The following is a 15,820-nucleotide window of genomic DNA, read 5'->3' as shown; positions in this document are numbered from 1 at the left end:
GAACTCTTCTTCTAGCCCGGGCCTCCGAGGTGCCATGTTCTGATTGATTTGTATCAACGACCATTTGGATAGCGTTGGACTACCCAGCGCGTGTGACGCAGGAGGTTTTTTGAAATGAATGCGGATAGCACCGGTCAGATCGTATGGCATGACCTCTTCACGCCTGATCTGAGCGCTTCTGAGACGTTCTATGGCAGTGTAGCGTCGTGGGATTTCATCAAGGAAAGCACAGATGAATACGTCTGGGGCCAAGGGAAAGGGGAATTTACTCTTGCTCTTCTAAACGGGGAAGCCGGAAGCGGATTGACCGAAACTCCAACGGGCTTTGATGCCGGATGGCTTCCCTATTTCGAGGTTCCCGATGTTGATGAGTATTCAGGGCGTGCTGAGAAGCTGGGCGCACGTATAATTCGGCGACCCTTTGATGTGCCTGGGGTTGGGCGAAACTGCCTATTGGCGGACCCCAGGGGCGCCAGATTTGGCATCTCCGTTTCACAACACGAATACCCAATACCTACGCAGCAGTTTGCAGCAGAGGTTTATTCAGGCGGAGGCTCAGAGTTTCCAGTTGAATTCTACCAGGCGCTTTTTAATAGCACATATTCGAATACGGATGGCAGTGAGAGGGCCGCGCCAAGCCGGTGGCTTTCGCAATTTCTTGTGGTTACTTTGCCAGATATTGAGATGCGCGAAAGATGCGCCTGGCTGCCTGTGATCAAAGTGGTCGCAATCGAGAAGGCGGTTCGTGATGCTTTGACGCTTGGAGCGTCTGAAACGCGTGTTCGATCACGGCAAAGTGCTCAGCAGGTGCCGCGTGTGTTTCATGACCCGACGGGACTTTACTTTGCACTTCAGCAGGTGGGCCCAATTCTAGCAACAGGCTAGCGGCCTTCAAAAAACGCAGATGGCCATCGAGCTGATCAGCAGGTCAGCTGCAAGTTACGTGCCAAAACGAATAGCAACCAGGCTAGGAACAAGCCAACCAGCGAAAGTTATTCGCAACACGCATAGCGGCTAGACCAAAACGCGCGTTGTTAGCGGTATCGACTATGCCTATCTGAGCCTTGTCCACAAAGGAACAAATGGAAACAACCGGGGAATACGCCTCGGCACAGAAAGGAATAAGAATATGGCACATACAGCTACACTGACACATGGCGGCTTCAACCTGAGCGCCCGTTTCGCGAACCTGGTTGAGCGCGTTAAAGCAGCCCGCGCACGCGCGGCGGAATATCAGCGCACCTACTCAGAACTGCAGCGTCTCACCAACCGTGAGCTGGACGATATTGGCGTCCGCCGTTGCGACATCGCGGATATCGCGCGTGAGCATGCGTACTGCTCCTAACAATACCGCACCACTCACAAAGAAAGAGGCGCCATTCGAGCGCCTCTTTTGCATCGCGTTCTAATTAACAACAAACCTTGCATCAAAGGCCGCGACGCTGTAGAGCGCTCCGGTGGATTTCCGTTCACGAGAATCAAAATCAAGAAATGCCGTGGTTGGCCCATCACGCTTCGGGGGTCACATCCGGCTAAGGAGAAGCGAAATGAAACTGAATGAATTGCGCGACAACCCCGGCGCAAACCCGAAACGCACTCGCGTTGGCCGTGGTCCGGGTTCCGGAAAAGGTAAAATGGGTGGCCGTGGTATCAAAGGCCAGAAATCCCGTTCGGGTGTGGCCATCAATGGCTACGAAGGCGGCCAGATGCCCCTGTACCAGCGCCTGCCCAAGCGTGGTTTCAACAAACCGAACCGCAAGGCATTTGCTGTTATCAACTTGGGTCTGATCCAGAAGTTCATCGACGCCAAGAAGCTGGACGCCAAAGCCGCGATCACCGAAGACGTGCTTGTTGCATCCGGTCTGGTTCGCCGCAAATTGGATGGCGTGCGTGTTCTGGCCAAAGGTGAAATCACCGTGAAGGTGAACCTGGAAGTGACCGGTGCTTCGAAAACTGCCATCGAGGCAGTCGAAAAAGCGGGCGGTTCACTGAAAGTCACAAAAGCTGCTGCGGCAGAGTAAGCGCTTGTGAGCGGGCCAAGACCCGCTTACATAGACGTCAGAGTTTTCCAAGACGCCGTCCGAGCCGGAAAACGGTTCCGGGCGGCGTTTGCATAAGAGAGACCGATTTATGGTATCAGCAGCAGAACAAATGGCAGCCAACACAAGCTGGGCTGCTTTGGGCAAAGCCACCGATCTGCGCAACCGCATCCTGTTCACGCTGGGTTTGCTGATCGTCTATCGTCTGGGCACCTTTATCCCGGTGCCGGGGATTGACGGGCAAGCGCTGCGCGAATTCATGGAACAGGCGGGGCAAGGCATCGGCGGCATGGTTTCGATGTTCACCGGCGGGGCGCTGGGGCGGATGGGTATCTTTGCCCTCGGCATCATGCCCTACATCTCGGCTTCGATCATCGTGCAGCTGCTGACATCCATGGTTCCCGCGCTTGAGCAACTTAAGAAAGAGGGCGAGCAGGGGCGCAAGAAGATCAACCAATACACCCGTTTTGGTACCGTGGCGCTGGCCACCGTTCAGGCTTATGGACTGGCCGTATCGCTGGAATCGGGTGATCTGGCGACCGATCCGGGCCTGTTCTTCCGCATGTCCACCATGATCACGCTGGTTGGGGGCACCATGTTCCTGATGTGGCTGGGTGAACAGATCACAGCACGTGGCATCGGTAACGGTATCTCTCTGATCATCTTCGTCGGCATCATCGCCGAGGTTCCGGCTGCCCTGGCTCAGTTCTTTGCCTCGGGTCGTTCGGGCGCAATCAGCCCTGCTGTTATCGTTGGCGTGATTGTCATGGTGATCGCCGTGATCACCTTTGTCGTGTTTATGGAACGCGCCTTGCGCAAGATCCACATTCAGTATCCGCGTCGTCAGGCCGGTATGAAAGTGTATGAGGGCGGCTCCAGCCACCTTCCTGTCAAGGTCAACCCAGCGGGCGTGATCCCGGCCATTTTCGCAAGCTCGCTTCTGCTGCTGCCGGTCACCATCTCGACCTTCTCGGCGGGGGCCACCAACGGCCCGATCATGTCGTGGCTGCTGGCCAATTTTGGCCCGGGTCAGCCGCTCTATCTGCTGTTCTTTGCCGCGATGATCGTTTTCTTCGCCTATTTCTACACGTTCAATGTGTCGTTCAAACCGGATGATGTGGCGGACAACCTGAAGAAGCAAAACGGATTTGTGCCGGGTATACGCCCAGGCAAAAAGACCGCCGAGTATCTGGAATACGTGGTCAATCGCGTGCTGGTTCTAGGCTCGGCCTATTTGGCAGCGGTCTGTCTGCTGCCGGAGATTCTGCGGAACCAGTTTGCCATTCCGTTCTATTTTGGCGGCACCTCGGTTCTGATTATCGTCTCTGTGACCATGGATACCATCCAACAGGTACAGAGCCATCTTCTCGCGCACCAATACGAAGGTCTTATCGAAAAGTCCCAGTTGCGCGGTAAAAGCAAGAAACGCGGTAGGAAGGGACCCTCTCGTCGATGAACATTATTCTTCTTGGCCCCCCGGGGGCGGGTAAAGGGACGCAAGCCTCCCATCTGGTCAATACACGCGGCATGGTTCAGCTGAGCACCGGTGATATGCTGCGCGAAGCCAAAAGCAGCGGTACCGAAATGGGTAAGCGCGTAGCTGAAGTGATGGACAAGGGCGAACTGGTTACGGATGAGATCGTAATCGGCCTGATCCGAGAAAAGCTGGAGCAGGGTGCCGAAGGTGGTTTTATCTTCGATGGCTTTCCCCGGACCCTGGCGCAAGCAGATGCACTGGGCGCATTGCTGGCCGAGAAGGGTGAGACACTGGATTTCGTGATTGAGCTTCAGGTGGATGACGAAACGCTGGTTCAGCGCATCGTGGGTCGTGCCGAAGAAGCCCGCGCCGCCGGTCAGCCTGTTCGTGCAGATGACAACGAAGACAGCGTACGCATACGCCTGATGGAATACTACAAAAAGACCGCTCCGTTGATTGGCTACTATCACGCCAAGGGCGATTTGCGCCCGGTGGATGGTCTCGCGGATATCGGCGATGTCACAGCCTCAATCGAGGCCGTGCTGGGTTGATTGAATCAAGGGGCTTGACGGCCCCTTCAAAACCCCATATCGACCCACATCCCTATGGGAATCACAATCGCGTGCGGGATTCGTCCCTGTCGCATCTAATACCTCGTACAAATGCTGGACCCTCTGGCCTCACTGCCACGGTCAAGTGTTGTGAAAAAAGGTTCTGGAGCTACGGAACCGCAACAAAAAAGGAAAGTGAAACGTGGCACGTATTGCCGGCGTAAACATCCCGACTGCAAAGCGGGTACCAATCGCCCTCACATATATCACCGGTATCGGAAACACTTCGGCCAAAGCGATCTGCGAAGCCGTAGGCATTGAAGCGCATCGTCGCGTCAACGAACTGTCCGACGCCGAAGTTCTGGCCATCCGCGAGCACATCGATGCAAACTTCACCGTCGAAGGTGACCTGCGTCGTGAAGTTCAGATGAACGTCAAGCGCCTGATGGACCTGGGCTGCTATCGCGGTCTGCGTCACCGCCGCAACCTGCCGGTTCGCGGTCAGCGTACCCACACCAATGCTCGTACCCGCAAAGGCCCCGCAAAGGCCATTGCTGGTAAGAAGAAATAAGGGAGGGTCTGACTGATGGCACGTGACAAGACTCGCGTTAAGCGCAAAGAGCGTAAGAACATCGCATCGGGCGTTGCCCATGTGAACTCGACCTTCAACAACACTAAGATCCTGATCTCGGACGTACAGGGCAACGCCATCTCGTGGTCGTCTGCCGGTACCATGGGCTTCAAGGGATCGCGGAAATCGACACCCTACGCCGCTCAGATGGCTGCAGAAGACGCAGGCAAGAAGGCGCAGGAACATGGCGTCAAGACGCTGGAAGTCGAAGTTCAGGGCCCCGGTTCGGGTCGTGAATCGGCTCTGCGTGCGCTGGCTGCCGTGGGCTTCAACATCACGTCGATCCGCGACGTGACCCCAATCGCTCACAACGGCTGCCGCCCGCCGAAGCGCCGCCGCGTCTAAGCGATTTTGAATTCAGCTGGGGCTGCGTTTCTGCGCGGCCCCAGCATGTCATTTTGAACCTCGGGCGTCTGCACCTTGTTGGTCATGGGGCGCGGACAGGAATGGAGGGATTACATGATCCATAAGAATTGGGCAGAATTGATCAAGCCAACCCAGCTTGACGGCAAGCCGGGCAATGATCCCGCACGTCAGGCAACCCTGGTTGCTGAGCCGCTGGAGCGTGGCTTTGGTCTGACCCTGGGCAACGCGCTGCGCCGTGTTCTGATGAGCTCGCTGCAAGGCGCGGCCATCACCAGCGTTCAGATCGACAACGTCCTGCACGAGTTCAGCTCGGTTGCGGGCGTACGTGAAGACGTCACCGACATCATCCTGAACCTCAAAGGCGTGTCGCTGCGCATGGAAGTCGAAGGCCCCAAACGCCTGTCGATCAATGCCAAAGGCCCCGCAGTTGTCACCGCTGGCGACATCAGCGAAAGCGCCGGCATTGAGGTTCTGAACCGCGATCACGTCATCTGCCACCTGGACGATGGCGCCGATCTGTTCATGGAACTGACCGTCAACACCGGCAAAGGCTATGTCTCGGCTGAGAAGAACAAGCCCGAAGACGCACCCATCGGCCTGATCCCGATCGACGCGATCTATTCGCCGGTCAAAAAGGTTGCCTATGACGTTCAGCCCACCCGTGAAGGTCAGGTTCTGGACTATGACAAACTGACCCTGAAGATCGACACCGACGGTTCGATCACACCCGAGGACGCACTGGCCTTTGCCGCTCGTATTCTGCAGGACCAGCTGTCGATCTTCGTCAACTTCGACGAGCCGGAATCGGCTGGCCGCCAGGACGAAGACGATGGTCTGGAGTTCAACCCGCTGCTGCTGAAGAAAGTCGACGAGCTGGAGCTGTCGGTCCGTTCGGCAAACTGCCTGAAGAACGACAACATCGTTTACATCGGCGATTTGATCCAGAAAACCGAAGCCGAGATGCTGCGCACCCCGAACTTCGGCCGCAAGTCGCTGAACGAGATCAAAGAAGTGCTGTCCGGCATGGGTCTGCACCTCGGCATGGATGTCGAGGACTGGCCGCCCGACAACATCGAAGATCTGGCGAAGAAATTCGAAGACGCGTTCTAAGCGCGTCTTCCCCAATGCCCGGCCCGAATTGGGACTATCCGGGGATCATATGGGCACTTCCGCCCCAAGGAGAGCCGGTGACACGCATCGCCGGCCAGACAAAGCAAAACGCGAAAGAAGGAACTAGAAAATGCGTCACGCACGTGGTTACCGCCGCCTGAACCGTACTCATGAGCACCGCAAGGCTCTGTTTGCGAATATGGCTGGCTCGCTCATCGAGCATGAACAAATCAAAACAACTCTGCCCAAGGCAAAAGAACTGCGCCCGATCATCGAAAAGCTTGTCACTCTGGGTAAGCGCGGCGACCTGCACGCCCGTCGTCAGGCCGCCGCACAGCTGAAAGAAGACAAAGACGTCGCCAAGCTGTTCGAAGTTCTGGGCCCCCGCTACGCCGAGCGTCAGGGTGGTTACGTCCGTATCCTGAAAGCCGGCTTCCGCTATGGTGACATGGCCCCGATGGCGATCATCGAATTTGTTGATCGTGACGTCGACGCCAAAGGCGCAGCTGACAAAGCCCGCGTTGCCGCCGAAGAAGCTGCAGAAGAATAAGTCGATCCATCGATCTGACTGACAAACCCCTGCGTCCCGGACGTGGGGGTTTTCTTTTTCCCGGGGGCCGCCAAGGGTCCTGCGCTTGCAATACCGGCTGTCTGGCCGCATATCCTACGGGTCTCTGAAGATTGAGGTCGGAATGCTTCGCGCCACAGTATTAGCTTTCTCCATTTTGTCGGCATCCTTTGCCACGGCCGAAACACGGGTTCCGCAATCTCAGGCCGAAATCAGCCTGGGCTTCGCACCTGTTGTGAAACAGGCAGCCCCGGCGGTGGTGAACATTTATGCCAAGATCATTCGGCAGGGGCGCAGCAATTCCTTGTTCTCGGATCCGTTCTTTCAGGATTTCTTCGGCGGTGGATTTGGGGCGCCACAGCCGCGCGTGCAGAATTCTCTGGGTTCTGGCGTTATCCTATCTGGTGACGGGTATGTTGTGTCGAATTTCCATGTGGTGGGCTCGGCAACAGAAATCCGAGTGGTCACCACTGACCGGAGGGAGTTTTCAGCAACCGTTGTTCTGGGGCATGAGGAAAGCGACATCGCGATCCTGCGTCTTGAAGAGGCTGCCGATTTACCCCACCTGAGCTTGCGGGATTCCGATCAAGTTGAGGTGGGTGAACTGGCGTTGGCTATTGGTAACCCTTTCGGGGTTGGGCAGACCGTATCATCGGGCATAATCTCAGGGTTGGCCCGCACAGGCACGGCCACGGGTAACGCACGGGGCTATTTCATTCAGACCGACGCGGCGATCAATCCGGGCAACTCGGGCGGCGCGCTGATCGATGTGAATGGCGACCTGATCGGAATCAATACCTCGATTTTGACCCGGTCGGGTGGCTCGAACGGGATCGGATTTGCGATACCGGCCAATCTGGTGGCTGAATTCCTGCGGCAAGCGCAAGAAGGCAATGACAGTTTCATCAGCCCCTGGGCCGGGATAACCGGCCAGCACATGAGTGCCGATATCGCCGAGTCGTTGGGTCTAGCCATCCCATTGGGTGTCGTGATCTCACACCTGCATGAGCTTAGTCCTTTGGCAGAAGCCGGATTGAGGGTTGGCGATGTCGTGACCCATGTGGACGGGGATGAGGTGAACTCTCCCGCTGAAATGAAGTTCCGCATGGCCGTTGCGGGTGTTGGCGGGACATCGATCCTGACCCGGCTACGCGGCGATGAGAGTGCCGAGGTTGAAGTTGCGCTGATTCGGGCGCCCGAAACACCGGATGCGGAAGAGACCACTTTGAATGATACTACTGTGTTGCCCGAATTGACGATTGCACGGGTCAATCCAGCGGTGGCATCCGATCTGGGCTTGCGCATGTCGCAAACGGGAGTCGTTGTTGTTGACCCCGGCCTGTATGGTGCGCGTGCCGGTCTGCGCACCGGTGACATCTTGGGGGAAATCAACGGTGACAGGATTGAGCGCCCGCGCGATGCGGTTCGTGCCCTGACCGATCCCGGACGTCGGGTGCAAATCACGCTAGAGCGTGATGGGCGCTCTTTATCCTTGCGGTTCAGGCTCTAGGCGCATGAGCGATCTGTTCGATACTGCAGGTTCAGACCCCGCGTCGGCCAAGCACCGTCCGCTGGCAGACAGGCTGCGGCCGCAGACACTGGCCGAGGTCATTGGGCAGAAACAGGTGCTGGGACCGGAGGCGCCCCTTGGGGTGATGCTGACCTCAGGCAGCCTATCCAGCCTCATCTTCTGGGGGCCGCCGGGTGTTGGTAAGACAACGATTGCCCGATTGCTGGCGCAGGAAACCGACCTGCACTTTGTTCAGATCAGCGCAATATTCACCGGGGTTCCGGACCTGAAAAAGGTGTTCGAATCTGCCAAGATCCGGCGTCAGAATGGGCAGGGCACGTTGTTGTTCGTTGATGAGATTCATCGGTTCAACAAAGCCCAACAGGACGGGTTTCTGCCCCATATGGAGGATGGAACCATCCTGTTGGTTGGGGCAACGACCGAGAACCCTTCGTTCGAACTGAATGCCGCTGTGCTCAGCCGGTCTCAGGTGCTGGTGCTTGAGCGGCTGGGTTTGGCTGATTTGGAGCGGTTGACACAGCGCGCGGAAAAGGAACTGGGCAACGCGCTGCCTTTGACGCCCGCTGCGCGGGATGCGTTGCAGGAAATGGCAGACGGGGACGGGCGGGCCCTGCTGAACCTGATCGAACAGGTGGCCGCCTGGACGGTGGATGCACCGCTGGACCCGAATGCGCTGGCGACGCGCCTGATGCGCCGGGCGGCGAAATACGACAAATCGGGCGATGAGCATTATAATCTGATTTCGGCGTTGCATAAATCCGTGCGGGGCTCGGACCCGGACGCAGCGCTGTATTGGTTTGCCCGGATGCTGACAGGGGGCGAGGACCCGCGCTTCTTGGCGCGGCGCATCACCCGAATGGCGGTCGAAGATATCGGGCTGGCCGATCCACAGGCGCAGGCCGTTTGCCTGCAGTCTTGGGAAACCTACGAACGGCTCGGTTCACCCGAGGGTGAATTGGCGCTGGCGCAGGCGCTGGTCTATCTGGCGCTCGCACCAAAATCGAACGGGGCCTATGTGGGCTACAAGGCGGCGATGCGATTGGCCAAGAAAACCGGCAGCAGGCCACCGCCCAAACATATCCTGAATGCGCCGACATCACTTATGAAGGATCAGGGATACGGGGCTGGCTACGCTTATGATCATGACGCCGAGGATGGGTTTTCTGGCCAGAACTACTTTCCCGACGGCGTGGAGCGAGAGTCGCTTTATCAACCGGTCGAACGCGGGTTCGAGCGTGAGTTGAAGAAGCGGCTGGATTATTTCGCCAAGCTTCGGGCGCAGCGGAACAGCTAAGCGGGGCTTTATCGTTCCAAATTGGGCAGGATGTGTTGTGTTATCACGGCCACCGGCACGTTCCAGGCGTCTGGCTGATTGTAATTTCCGGCCTGAATTACGACCACAATGCCTTCGTTCGGCACGACGTTCAGCCGCTGCCCCCCGTTACCGAAACCTGCGATCCAGTTGGGCGGGTTACCCTGAGGGGCCAGCCACCATTGATAGCCATAGCGCAGATCACCCGTATCGGCATGGGCAGCGAAGCTTTGTGTCAGCCAGTCTTCGGACACAATCTGCTTGCCATTGTACTGCCCGCCATCGATCAGCATCTCGCCGATCCGGGCCAAATCGCGCGCGCTTAGTCGTAGGCCCGAGGCCGCCGAGGGCGTGCCATCAAAGCTGCGCACCCAATCCACCTGTGTGATGCCAAGCGGCGTAAACAGGTTGGCCTCTGCGAATTGAACGATATCCATACCGCTGCCGCGTGCGATCAATGCGCCCAAAACGGCTGTACTGCCGCCGGAATAAGTCCATTGTGTGCCGGGGGGTGCGACCATGGGGCGTGATAGGACATAGCGTATACGATCGTCTGAACGTTCCATCGCGATCTCCGAGTTTCTGGGGTCGCTGTAGGGCAGGCTCTCATTCCACTCCTGTCCCATCCGCATGGTCAGCACATCCCGGATGGTGATGGCGTCGCGTTCCGGGCTGCCCAGATCGGCATGTTCAGGGAATTGCGCCAGAAGGGGCGCATCGGGCGGTGGAACCAGGCCCTGATCCAGCGCGATGCCATATAACAGGCTGACGATGCTTTTGCTCACGGACCGCAGATCATGCAATTCCTCCGGCCCGAAGTCGCGTTTGCCCAACGGGCTGCCCCAACGTTCATCTAAGCCGGAAAAGTAGATCTCTGCCAGTGTGTCCCCCCGCTGCTGAACCAGCACGCCGTGCAGGCCGGTCAGCTTTCCGGCGTCAAAGGCTGTTTGCAGAGAATCCTCGATCTCACCGGCAGAGGCGACGGTTGCGACCAGGGTACTGGCGAAAACCAGGTGATACAATAAAGACAAAACAAAAACCCTTTGTGAAACATCTATGGATCATAGCTGGGTTGGTTGGTCAGCTTGGACAAGTCCCGGTGTTGCTGAAACTTGACATCCATGCCCACCCGCGCGACAGACCGCCCATGTTGATTTCGCTTTTACACAAGGCTTTGGCTGGCGCGACGGAAATGTTCCTGCAGCTGAACCCGGAAATGGGAATACGAGCATGAGCGGTGTTCAGATGATTACAATCGCAGAGGGTGACGGAGACCAACGGGTCGACCGTTGGCTGCGCCGTCTGTTTCCGCATGTCAGCCAGGGGCGCATCGAAAAGATGTGCCGCAAGGGTGAACTGCGCGTGGATGGCAGCCGCGCCAAGGCCTCGACTCGGCTGGAGGCTGGGCAGGTCGTGCGCGTGCCGCCTTTGCCTGATGCGGATCACAAACCGGTAGAGGTGAAACGGCGTGTGTCCGATGCAGATGCAAAGATGATCCAATCCTGCGTGATTTATCGCGACGATCACGTGCTGGCGCTTAACAAGCCGCATGGCCTGCCGGTGCAGGGCGGCAGCGGCCAGACGCGCCACGTGGACAGCCTTTCAGAAGCGTTGCGCTTTGGTTACGACGAAAACCCGCGTCTGGTGCATCGTCTGGACAAGGACACCTCGGGCGTTTTGCTGCTGGCCCGCACGCGCGAGGCCGCCAAGGGGCTGACTGCTGCGTTCCGCCACCGCGACACACGCAAGATCTATTGGGCTTTGGTTGCGGGGGTGCCGACGCCATATCTGGGCGAGATCAAGACGGGTCTGGTCAAGGCATCGGGCCATGGCAAGCAGGGTGAGGGAGAGAAGATGATCCCGGTCCATATGGGTGACATCGACAGCACACCTGGTGCGAAACGTGCCCACACGCTTTACGCCACGCTCTACCGTGTTGCAGGTCGTGCCGCCTGGGTCGCAATGGAGCCAATTACAGGCAGAACCCATCAACTGCGCGCACATATGGCTGCGATCGGGCATCCGATCATCGGAGACGGCAAATATGGCGGATCTGGTCAGGAGAACCTTGGTGATGGCTGGGGCGCGCAACTGGGTGGGATTATCAGCAAGAAACTGCATCTGCACGCACGCAGCGCGTCGTTCCAGCATCCAGTGACGCGCAAGCCGATCACAATCGAAGCACCATTGCCCGAGCATATGAAACACAGCTGGGACACGTTTGGCTGGACCGAGGATCTGGCCTTGGATGACCCGTTTGAGGAACTGCAATGAGCACACCCTTGCGGTTGGTGCTGTTCGATGTCGATGGCACTCTGGTCGACAGTCAGGGCAGCATCGTCCATTGCATGATCACGAGTTTTCAGGACGTTTCAGTCCCCGCTCCGTCGCGTGAGGCGATCCTGTCGATTGTGGGCCTATCGCTGCCGCAGGCGATTGCGCGGCTTGCGCCGGAGCAGTCCGACACGGTGCGGACGCAGTTGGTCGAGGGCTACAAGCAGGCCTTCCACGCGTATCGATTGAACCTTGGGGCGGCCAGTTCGCCGCTTTATCCCGGTGCGCGTGCGGCGATTGAGGCCCTGCATGCGGTGCCGGACATCCTGCTGGGTGTGGCGACGGGCAAGTCAAAGCGGGGATTGGATGCGTTGATCGAGGCGCATGGGCTCGAAGGGTATTTCGTCACGCGTCAGGTTGCAGATCATCACCCGTCGAAACCGCATCCATCGATGGTTCAGTCCGCCTTGGCCGAAACCGGGGTTGAGGCCGTGAATGCCGTGATGATCGGGGATACCAGCTATGACATGGATATGGCTGCCGCAGCAGGGGTGGCCGGGATCGGTGTCGATTGGGGCTACCATGATCGCTCTGCATTGAACGCGGCTGCCTGCGTTATTGAAACCTTCGACCAGATGCCTGAGGCGCTGGCCCATATCTGGAACTGACACATGAGCGATTGGAAACCGAAACGCTTTTGGACGCACAGTGCGGTGGTCAAGGTCGATGGTGGGCATACGGTTGAGCTGGATGGCCGCCGGGTCAAAACCCCTGCAAAACAGGCGTTGATCCTGCCCACAGAGGCCATGGCCAAGGAGATCGCCGCCGAATGGGACGCGCAAGAGAAAGAGTTGGATCCCGCCACCATGCCTTACACGCGTTCAGCCAATGCTGCAATTGATAAGGTTCGAACCCAGCATGGCGAAGTGGCTGCGATGTTGTCCGATTATGGGGATTCCGATCTGCTGTGCTATCGCGCAACGCATCCTCAGGCGCTGCAAGACCGTCAAGTGGCCGAATGGGACCCGGCCTTGGATTGGGCCGCTGAAACCCTGTCAGCCCGGTTGGTCCCGGTGTCAGGCGTCTTGCACAAACCGCAATCCGAAGACGCGCTGGCGCGGCTGCGGCAACGGGTTCATGGGATGGATGCGTTTCAATTGGCTGCATTCCATGACCTGGTGAGTCTGTCGGGATCGTTGATTCTGGGCTTTGCAGCTGCCTTGAATTGGCGCGAACCGGATGAGATTTGGCGCATTTCGCGTCTGGACGAAGACTGGCAGATCGAACAATGGGGCCATGATGACGAGGCCCACGCCGCAGCCGAGACCAAGAAAGCGGCCTTTCTGCATGCTAAATCCTTCTTTGATCTATCGTTTTGATCGCTCTCGGCTAAAAAACTGGCCGTGTTAACGCTGTCGTAGGGTGTGATAAATCGATTTCCATGATCGGGCACTTGACGTTTGTTTATGAATGCGACCAAACTCGTGCCCACTAAAGGGGAGACACCTTTGGGGTAACCTTACCGGCATCCACTTTGCCGGATAGAGCCGTCCCGCAAAGGGGCGGAAAATCAGGAAGAGGTAAAAATGAAAAAATCCGTAATCTTGGGCGCGGCAACAGTTGCCGGTCTGGCCGCAAGCGCTGCAGTGGCGGGTACTATCGATGACGTCAAGGCGCGCGGTACTCTGAACTGTGGTGTGACCACCGGTCTGGTTGGCTTTGCGGCACCAGATGCGAATGGCGAATGGAAAGGCTTTGACGTCTCGCTGTGCCGTGCGGTTGCAGCCGCAGTTCTGGGCGATGCCAGCGCTGTTGAATTCGTGCCGACCACCGGCAAGACGCGCTTTACCGCGCTTGCATCGGGTGAGATCGACATGCTGGCCCGTAACACCACTTGGACCTTCAGCCGCGACGTTGACCTGAAATTCGAATTCACCGGCGTGAACTACTATGACGGTCAGGGCTTCATGGTTCCCAAGGCATTGGGCGTCACTTCTGCCAAGGAATTGGACGGCGCAACCGTCTGTATCCAGACCGGCACCACAACCGAACTGAACCTGGCCGATTTCTTCCGCGCCAACAATATCAGCTACGAGCCGGTACCGATCGAAACCAATGCCGAAGCACAACAGCAGTATCTGGCTGGCGCATGTGACGTTTACACAACCGACGCTTCGGGCCTGGCCGCAACCCGCGCCACGTTCGAAAACCCCGGTGATCACGTCCTGCTGCCCGAAATCATCTCGAAAGAGCCGCTGGGCCCGCTGGTCCGTCACGGCGATCACGAGTGGGGCGATGTTGTCCGCTGGACCCTGAACGCGCTGGTTTCGGCTGAAGAGCTGGGCGTGACCTCGGCGAACATCGACGAGCTGGCAGCTGGCACCGACAACCCGGAAGTGAACCGTCTGCTGGGCACCGAAGGTACCCTGGGCGAGATGCTGGGTCTGGACGCACAGTGGGCCATGCGCGCCATCAAGGCGGACGGCAACTACGGCGAAGTGTTTGCCAAGAACATCGGTGAAGAAACTCCGATCGGTCTGGCACGCGGCCTGAACGCACAGTGGACCGAAGGCGGCCTGCTGTACTCGCCGCCTTTCCGCTAAGACATCCATGGGAAAGGGCGTGGGGAAACCTGCGCCCTTTTCTTTCATAACTGCTGCGGACGCTGCAGAGCGGGGAATACCTCGCCGGGGTTAAAAGTCCGCAAGCCACGGGGATTCCATATATGTCGACTATGACTGACCCACCGAAAGCTGATTTTCGGTTGTCGATGCTCATTAACGATACCCGCTACAGATCACTCACATTCCAGGTGATTGCGGCCATCGCTATTGCGCTATCCATTTGGTATCTGGGCAACAACCTGATCCAGAACCTTCGGGCCGCAGGGCTCAATATCTCATACACGTTCCTTGGCGATGCCGCCGGGTATGACATCAACCAGCGTCTGATCGAATATGACAGCCAGGCCTCGCATGGCCGTGCTGCTGTCGTTGGGATCCTGAACACGCTGCTGGTGGCCTTTCTGGCCTGTATCACGGCCACGGTATTCGGTGTGATCGCGGGTGTTTTGCGCCTGTCCAACAACTGGCTCGTTTCAAAACTGATGGCGGTGTATGTCGAGATTTTCCGGAACATTCCGGTTCTGATCTGGATCATCATCATTTTCACCATCATGACAGCCGTGCTGCCGGGGCCACGCGCCTTCCGGGGTGAAGATCCAACGTCGACGATGCTGTTTGACGCGTTTGCCTTCACCAACCGGGGTGTCTATGTTCCGCGGCCGGAATTCACGAATGCGTTGTTTGGCTCAACATTGCTAAGCTGGCTTCTGGTGATAGCGGGCCTTGTCGGGTCCTGGTTTGCCTCACGTGAGATTGAAAAACGCGCGGCGTTGAAGCAGGAACAAACAGGTGAACGACCGCAGACGCTTCTGGTGAAACTGGGCGTTTGGCTTGTTCCTTTTGTGGTTCTGATGGTCCTGATGGGGCTGACCTGGAATATTCCAGAGCTCAAGGGCTTTAACTTCAGTGGCGGTATCAAAGTTGGTGGTCCGCTGATCGCCCTATGGTTTGCCTTGTCGATCTACACCGGTGCCTTCATCGCCGAAAACGTGCGGGCGGGTATTCAGGCGATCAACAAAGGCCAGACCGAGGCCGCAGCGGCACTGGGTTTGCGCCCGGGTCGGATCATGAACCTTGTGGTTCTGCCTCAGGCCTTACGGGTGATCATCCCGCCGCTGATTTCGCAGTACCTCAACATCACCAAGAACTCGTCGCTGGCGATTGCCGTGGGTTACGCGGATATCACCGCAACCTTGGGCGGTATCACGCTGAACCAGACAGGTCGCGCGATCGAGTGCGTTCTGCTGCTGATGCTGTTCTACCTGACAGCCTCGTTGCTGATCTCGATGGTGATGAACCTCTACAACGCATCCGTCAAGTTGAAGGAGCGCTGAGCC

Annotated in this window: 17 protein-coding genes; 16 read left to right on the top strand and 1 reads right to left on the bottom strand. The window is 57.7% G+C overall.

All coding sequences use genetic code 11. The features are described 5' to 3' along the window. Positions 1–114: 114 nt before the first annotated feature. The 11 genes from ACR0DH_RS19230 to ACR0DH_RS19180 all read left to right on the top strand — a co-directional run bounded on the left by ACR0DH_RS19230 (position 115) and on the right by ACR0DH_RS19180 (position 9,567). Positions 115–885 carry a VOC family protein gene (locus ACR0DH_RS19230; RefSeq protein WP_480545398.1) on the top strand — a complete coding sequence of 257 codons (771 nt, stop codon included), beginning with the start codon at positions 115–117 and terminating at the stop codon, positions 883–885. Positions 886–1,129: 244 nt separating this feature from the next. Further along, positions 1,130–1,345, top strand: coding sequence for a DUF1127 domain-containing protein (locus tag ACR0DH_RS19225; protein ID WP_480545396.1), 216 nt, complete (start codon positions 1,130–1,132; stop codon positions 1,343–1,345). Positions 1,346–1,547: 202 nt separating this feature from the next. Next, complete coding sequence (rplO, locus tag ACR0DH_RS19220) at positions 1,548–2,021, top strand: 50S ribosomal protein L15 (protein WP_480551603.1); 474 nt, start codon at positions 1,548–1,550, stop codon at positions 2,019–2,021. 109 nt (positions 2,022–2,130) lie between these two features. Further along, positions 2,131–3,495: a preprotein translocase subunit SecY gene (gene secY / locus ACR0DH_RS19215; RefSeq protein ID WP_170531614.1), complete on the top strand. Its 1,365-nt coding sequence runs from the start codon at positions 2,131–2,133 to the stop codon at positions 3,493–3,495. Further along, positions 3,492–4,067, top strand: coding sequence for an adenylate kinase (locus tag ACR0DH_RS19210; protein ID WP_480551601.1), 576 nt, complete (start codon positions 3,492–3,494; stop codon positions 4,065–4,067). Before secY ends, ACR0DH_RS19210 begins: the two co-directional genes overlap by 4 nt. Before the next feature lie 202 nt (positions 4,068–4,269). Then, positions 4,270–4,638: a 30S ribosomal protein S13 gene (gene rpsM, locus ACR0DH_RS19205; protein ID WP_008757392.1), complete on the top strand. Its 369-nt coding sequence runs from the start codon at positions 4,270–4,272 to the stop codon at positions 4,636–4,638. A gap of 15 nt (positions 4,639–4,653) precedes the next feature. Next, entirely contained in the window at positions 4,654–5,043 is a 390-nt protein-coding gene (gene rpsK / locus ACR0DH_RS19200) for a 30S ribosomal protein S11 (protein WP_008757289.1), read from the top strand. Between the two features lie 114 nt (positions 5,044–5,157). Further along, on the top strand, positions 5,158–6,174 hold the full coding sequence (locus ACR0DH_RS19195) for a DNA-directed RNA polymerase subunit alpha (RefSeq protein WP_010437127.1): 1,017 nt from the start codon (positions 5,158–5,160) through the stop codon (positions 6,172–6,174). Positions 6,175–6,304: 130 nt separating this feature from the next. After that, on the top strand, positions 6,305–6,724 hold the full coding sequence (gene rplQ, locus ACR0DH_RS19190) for a 50S ribosomal protein L17 (RefSeq protein WP_170334079.1): 420 nt from the start codon (positions 6,305–6,307) through the stop codon (positions 6,722–6,724). A gap of 142 nt (positions 6,725–6,866) precedes the next feature. Further along, positions 6,867–8,252 carry a trypsin-like peptidase domain-containing protein gene (locus ACR0DH_RS19185; RefSeq protein WP_480551599.1) on the top strand — a complete coding sequence of 462 codons (1,386 nt, stop codon included), beginning with the start codon at positions 6,867–6,869 and terminating at the stop codon, positions 8,250–8,252. A gap of 4 nt (positions 8,253–8,256) precedes the next feature. Further along, positions 8,257–9,567: a replication-associated recombination protein A gene (locus tag ACR0DH_RS19180; protein WP_480551598.1), complete on the top strand. Its 1,311-nt coding sequence runs from the start codon at positions 8,257–8,259 to the stop codon at positions 9,565–9,567. An 8-nt stretch (positions 9,568–9,575) separates the two neighbouring features. On the opposite strand, the gene ACR0DH_RS19175 is transcribed toward ACR0DH_RS19180, so the two are convergent. Continuing rightward, positions 9,576–10,616, bottom strand: a complete 1,041-nt coding sequence (locus ACR0DH_RS19175) for a serine hydrolase domain-containing protein (RefSeq protein WP_480551596.1) — start codon at positions 10,614–10,616, stop codon at positions 9,576–9,578. A gap of 199 nt (positions 10,617–10,815) precedes the next feature. Between ACR0DH_RS19175 and ACR0DH_RS19170 the strand changes: the two genes are divergently transcribed. The 5 genes from ACR0DH_RS19170 to ACR0DH_RS19150 all read left to right on the top strand — a co-directional run bounded on the left by ACR0DH_RS19170 (position 10,816) and on the right by ACR0DH_RS19150 (position 15,817). Next, on the top strand, positions 10,816–11,859 hold the full coding sequence (locus ACR0DH_RS19170; protein WP_480551594.1) for an RluA family pseudouridine synthase: 1,044 nt from the start codon (positions 10,816–10,818) through the stop codon (positions 11,857–11,859). Continuing rightward, positions 11,856–12,527 (top strand): HAD-IA family hydrolase, encoded by a 672-nt coding sequence (locus tag ACR0DH_RS19165; RefSeq protein ID WP_480551592.1) that lies wholly within the window; start codon positions 11,856–11,858, stop codon positions 12,525–12,527. Before ACR0DH_RS19170 ends, ACR0DH_RS19165 begins: the two co-directional genes overlap by 4 nt. Before the next feature lie 3 nt (positions 12,528–12,530). Further along, positions 12,531–13,238 carry an ATP12 family chaperone protein gene (locus tag ACR0DH_RS19160; RefSeq protein ID WP_480545380.1) on the top strand — a complete coding sequence of 236 codons (708 nt, stop codon included), beginning with the start codon at positions 12,531–12,533 and terminating at the stop codon, positions 13,236–13,238. Positions 13,239–13,445: 207 nt separating this feature from the next. Further along, positions 13,446–14,462, top strand: coding sequence for an amino acid ABC transporter substrate-binding protein (locus ACR0DH_RS19155; protein ID WP_170531599.1), 1,017 nt, complete (start codon positions 13,446–13,448; stop codon positions 14,460–14,462). Positions 14,463–14,584: 122 nt separating this feature from the next. Then, positions 14,585–15,817, top strand: a complete 1,233-nt coding sequence (locus tag ACR0DH_RS19150) for an amino acid ABC transporter permease (protein WP_353010789.1) — start codon at positions 14,585–14,587, stop codon at positions 15,815–15,817. The last annotated feature ends 3 nt before the right edge of the window (positions 15,818–15,820 follow it).

This window comes from Ruegeria sp. I1, assembly GCF_056532675.1.
The sequence above is the reverse complement of the archived record's forward strand: the minus strand, read 5'-3'. Positions and strand labels throughout refer to the sequence as shown.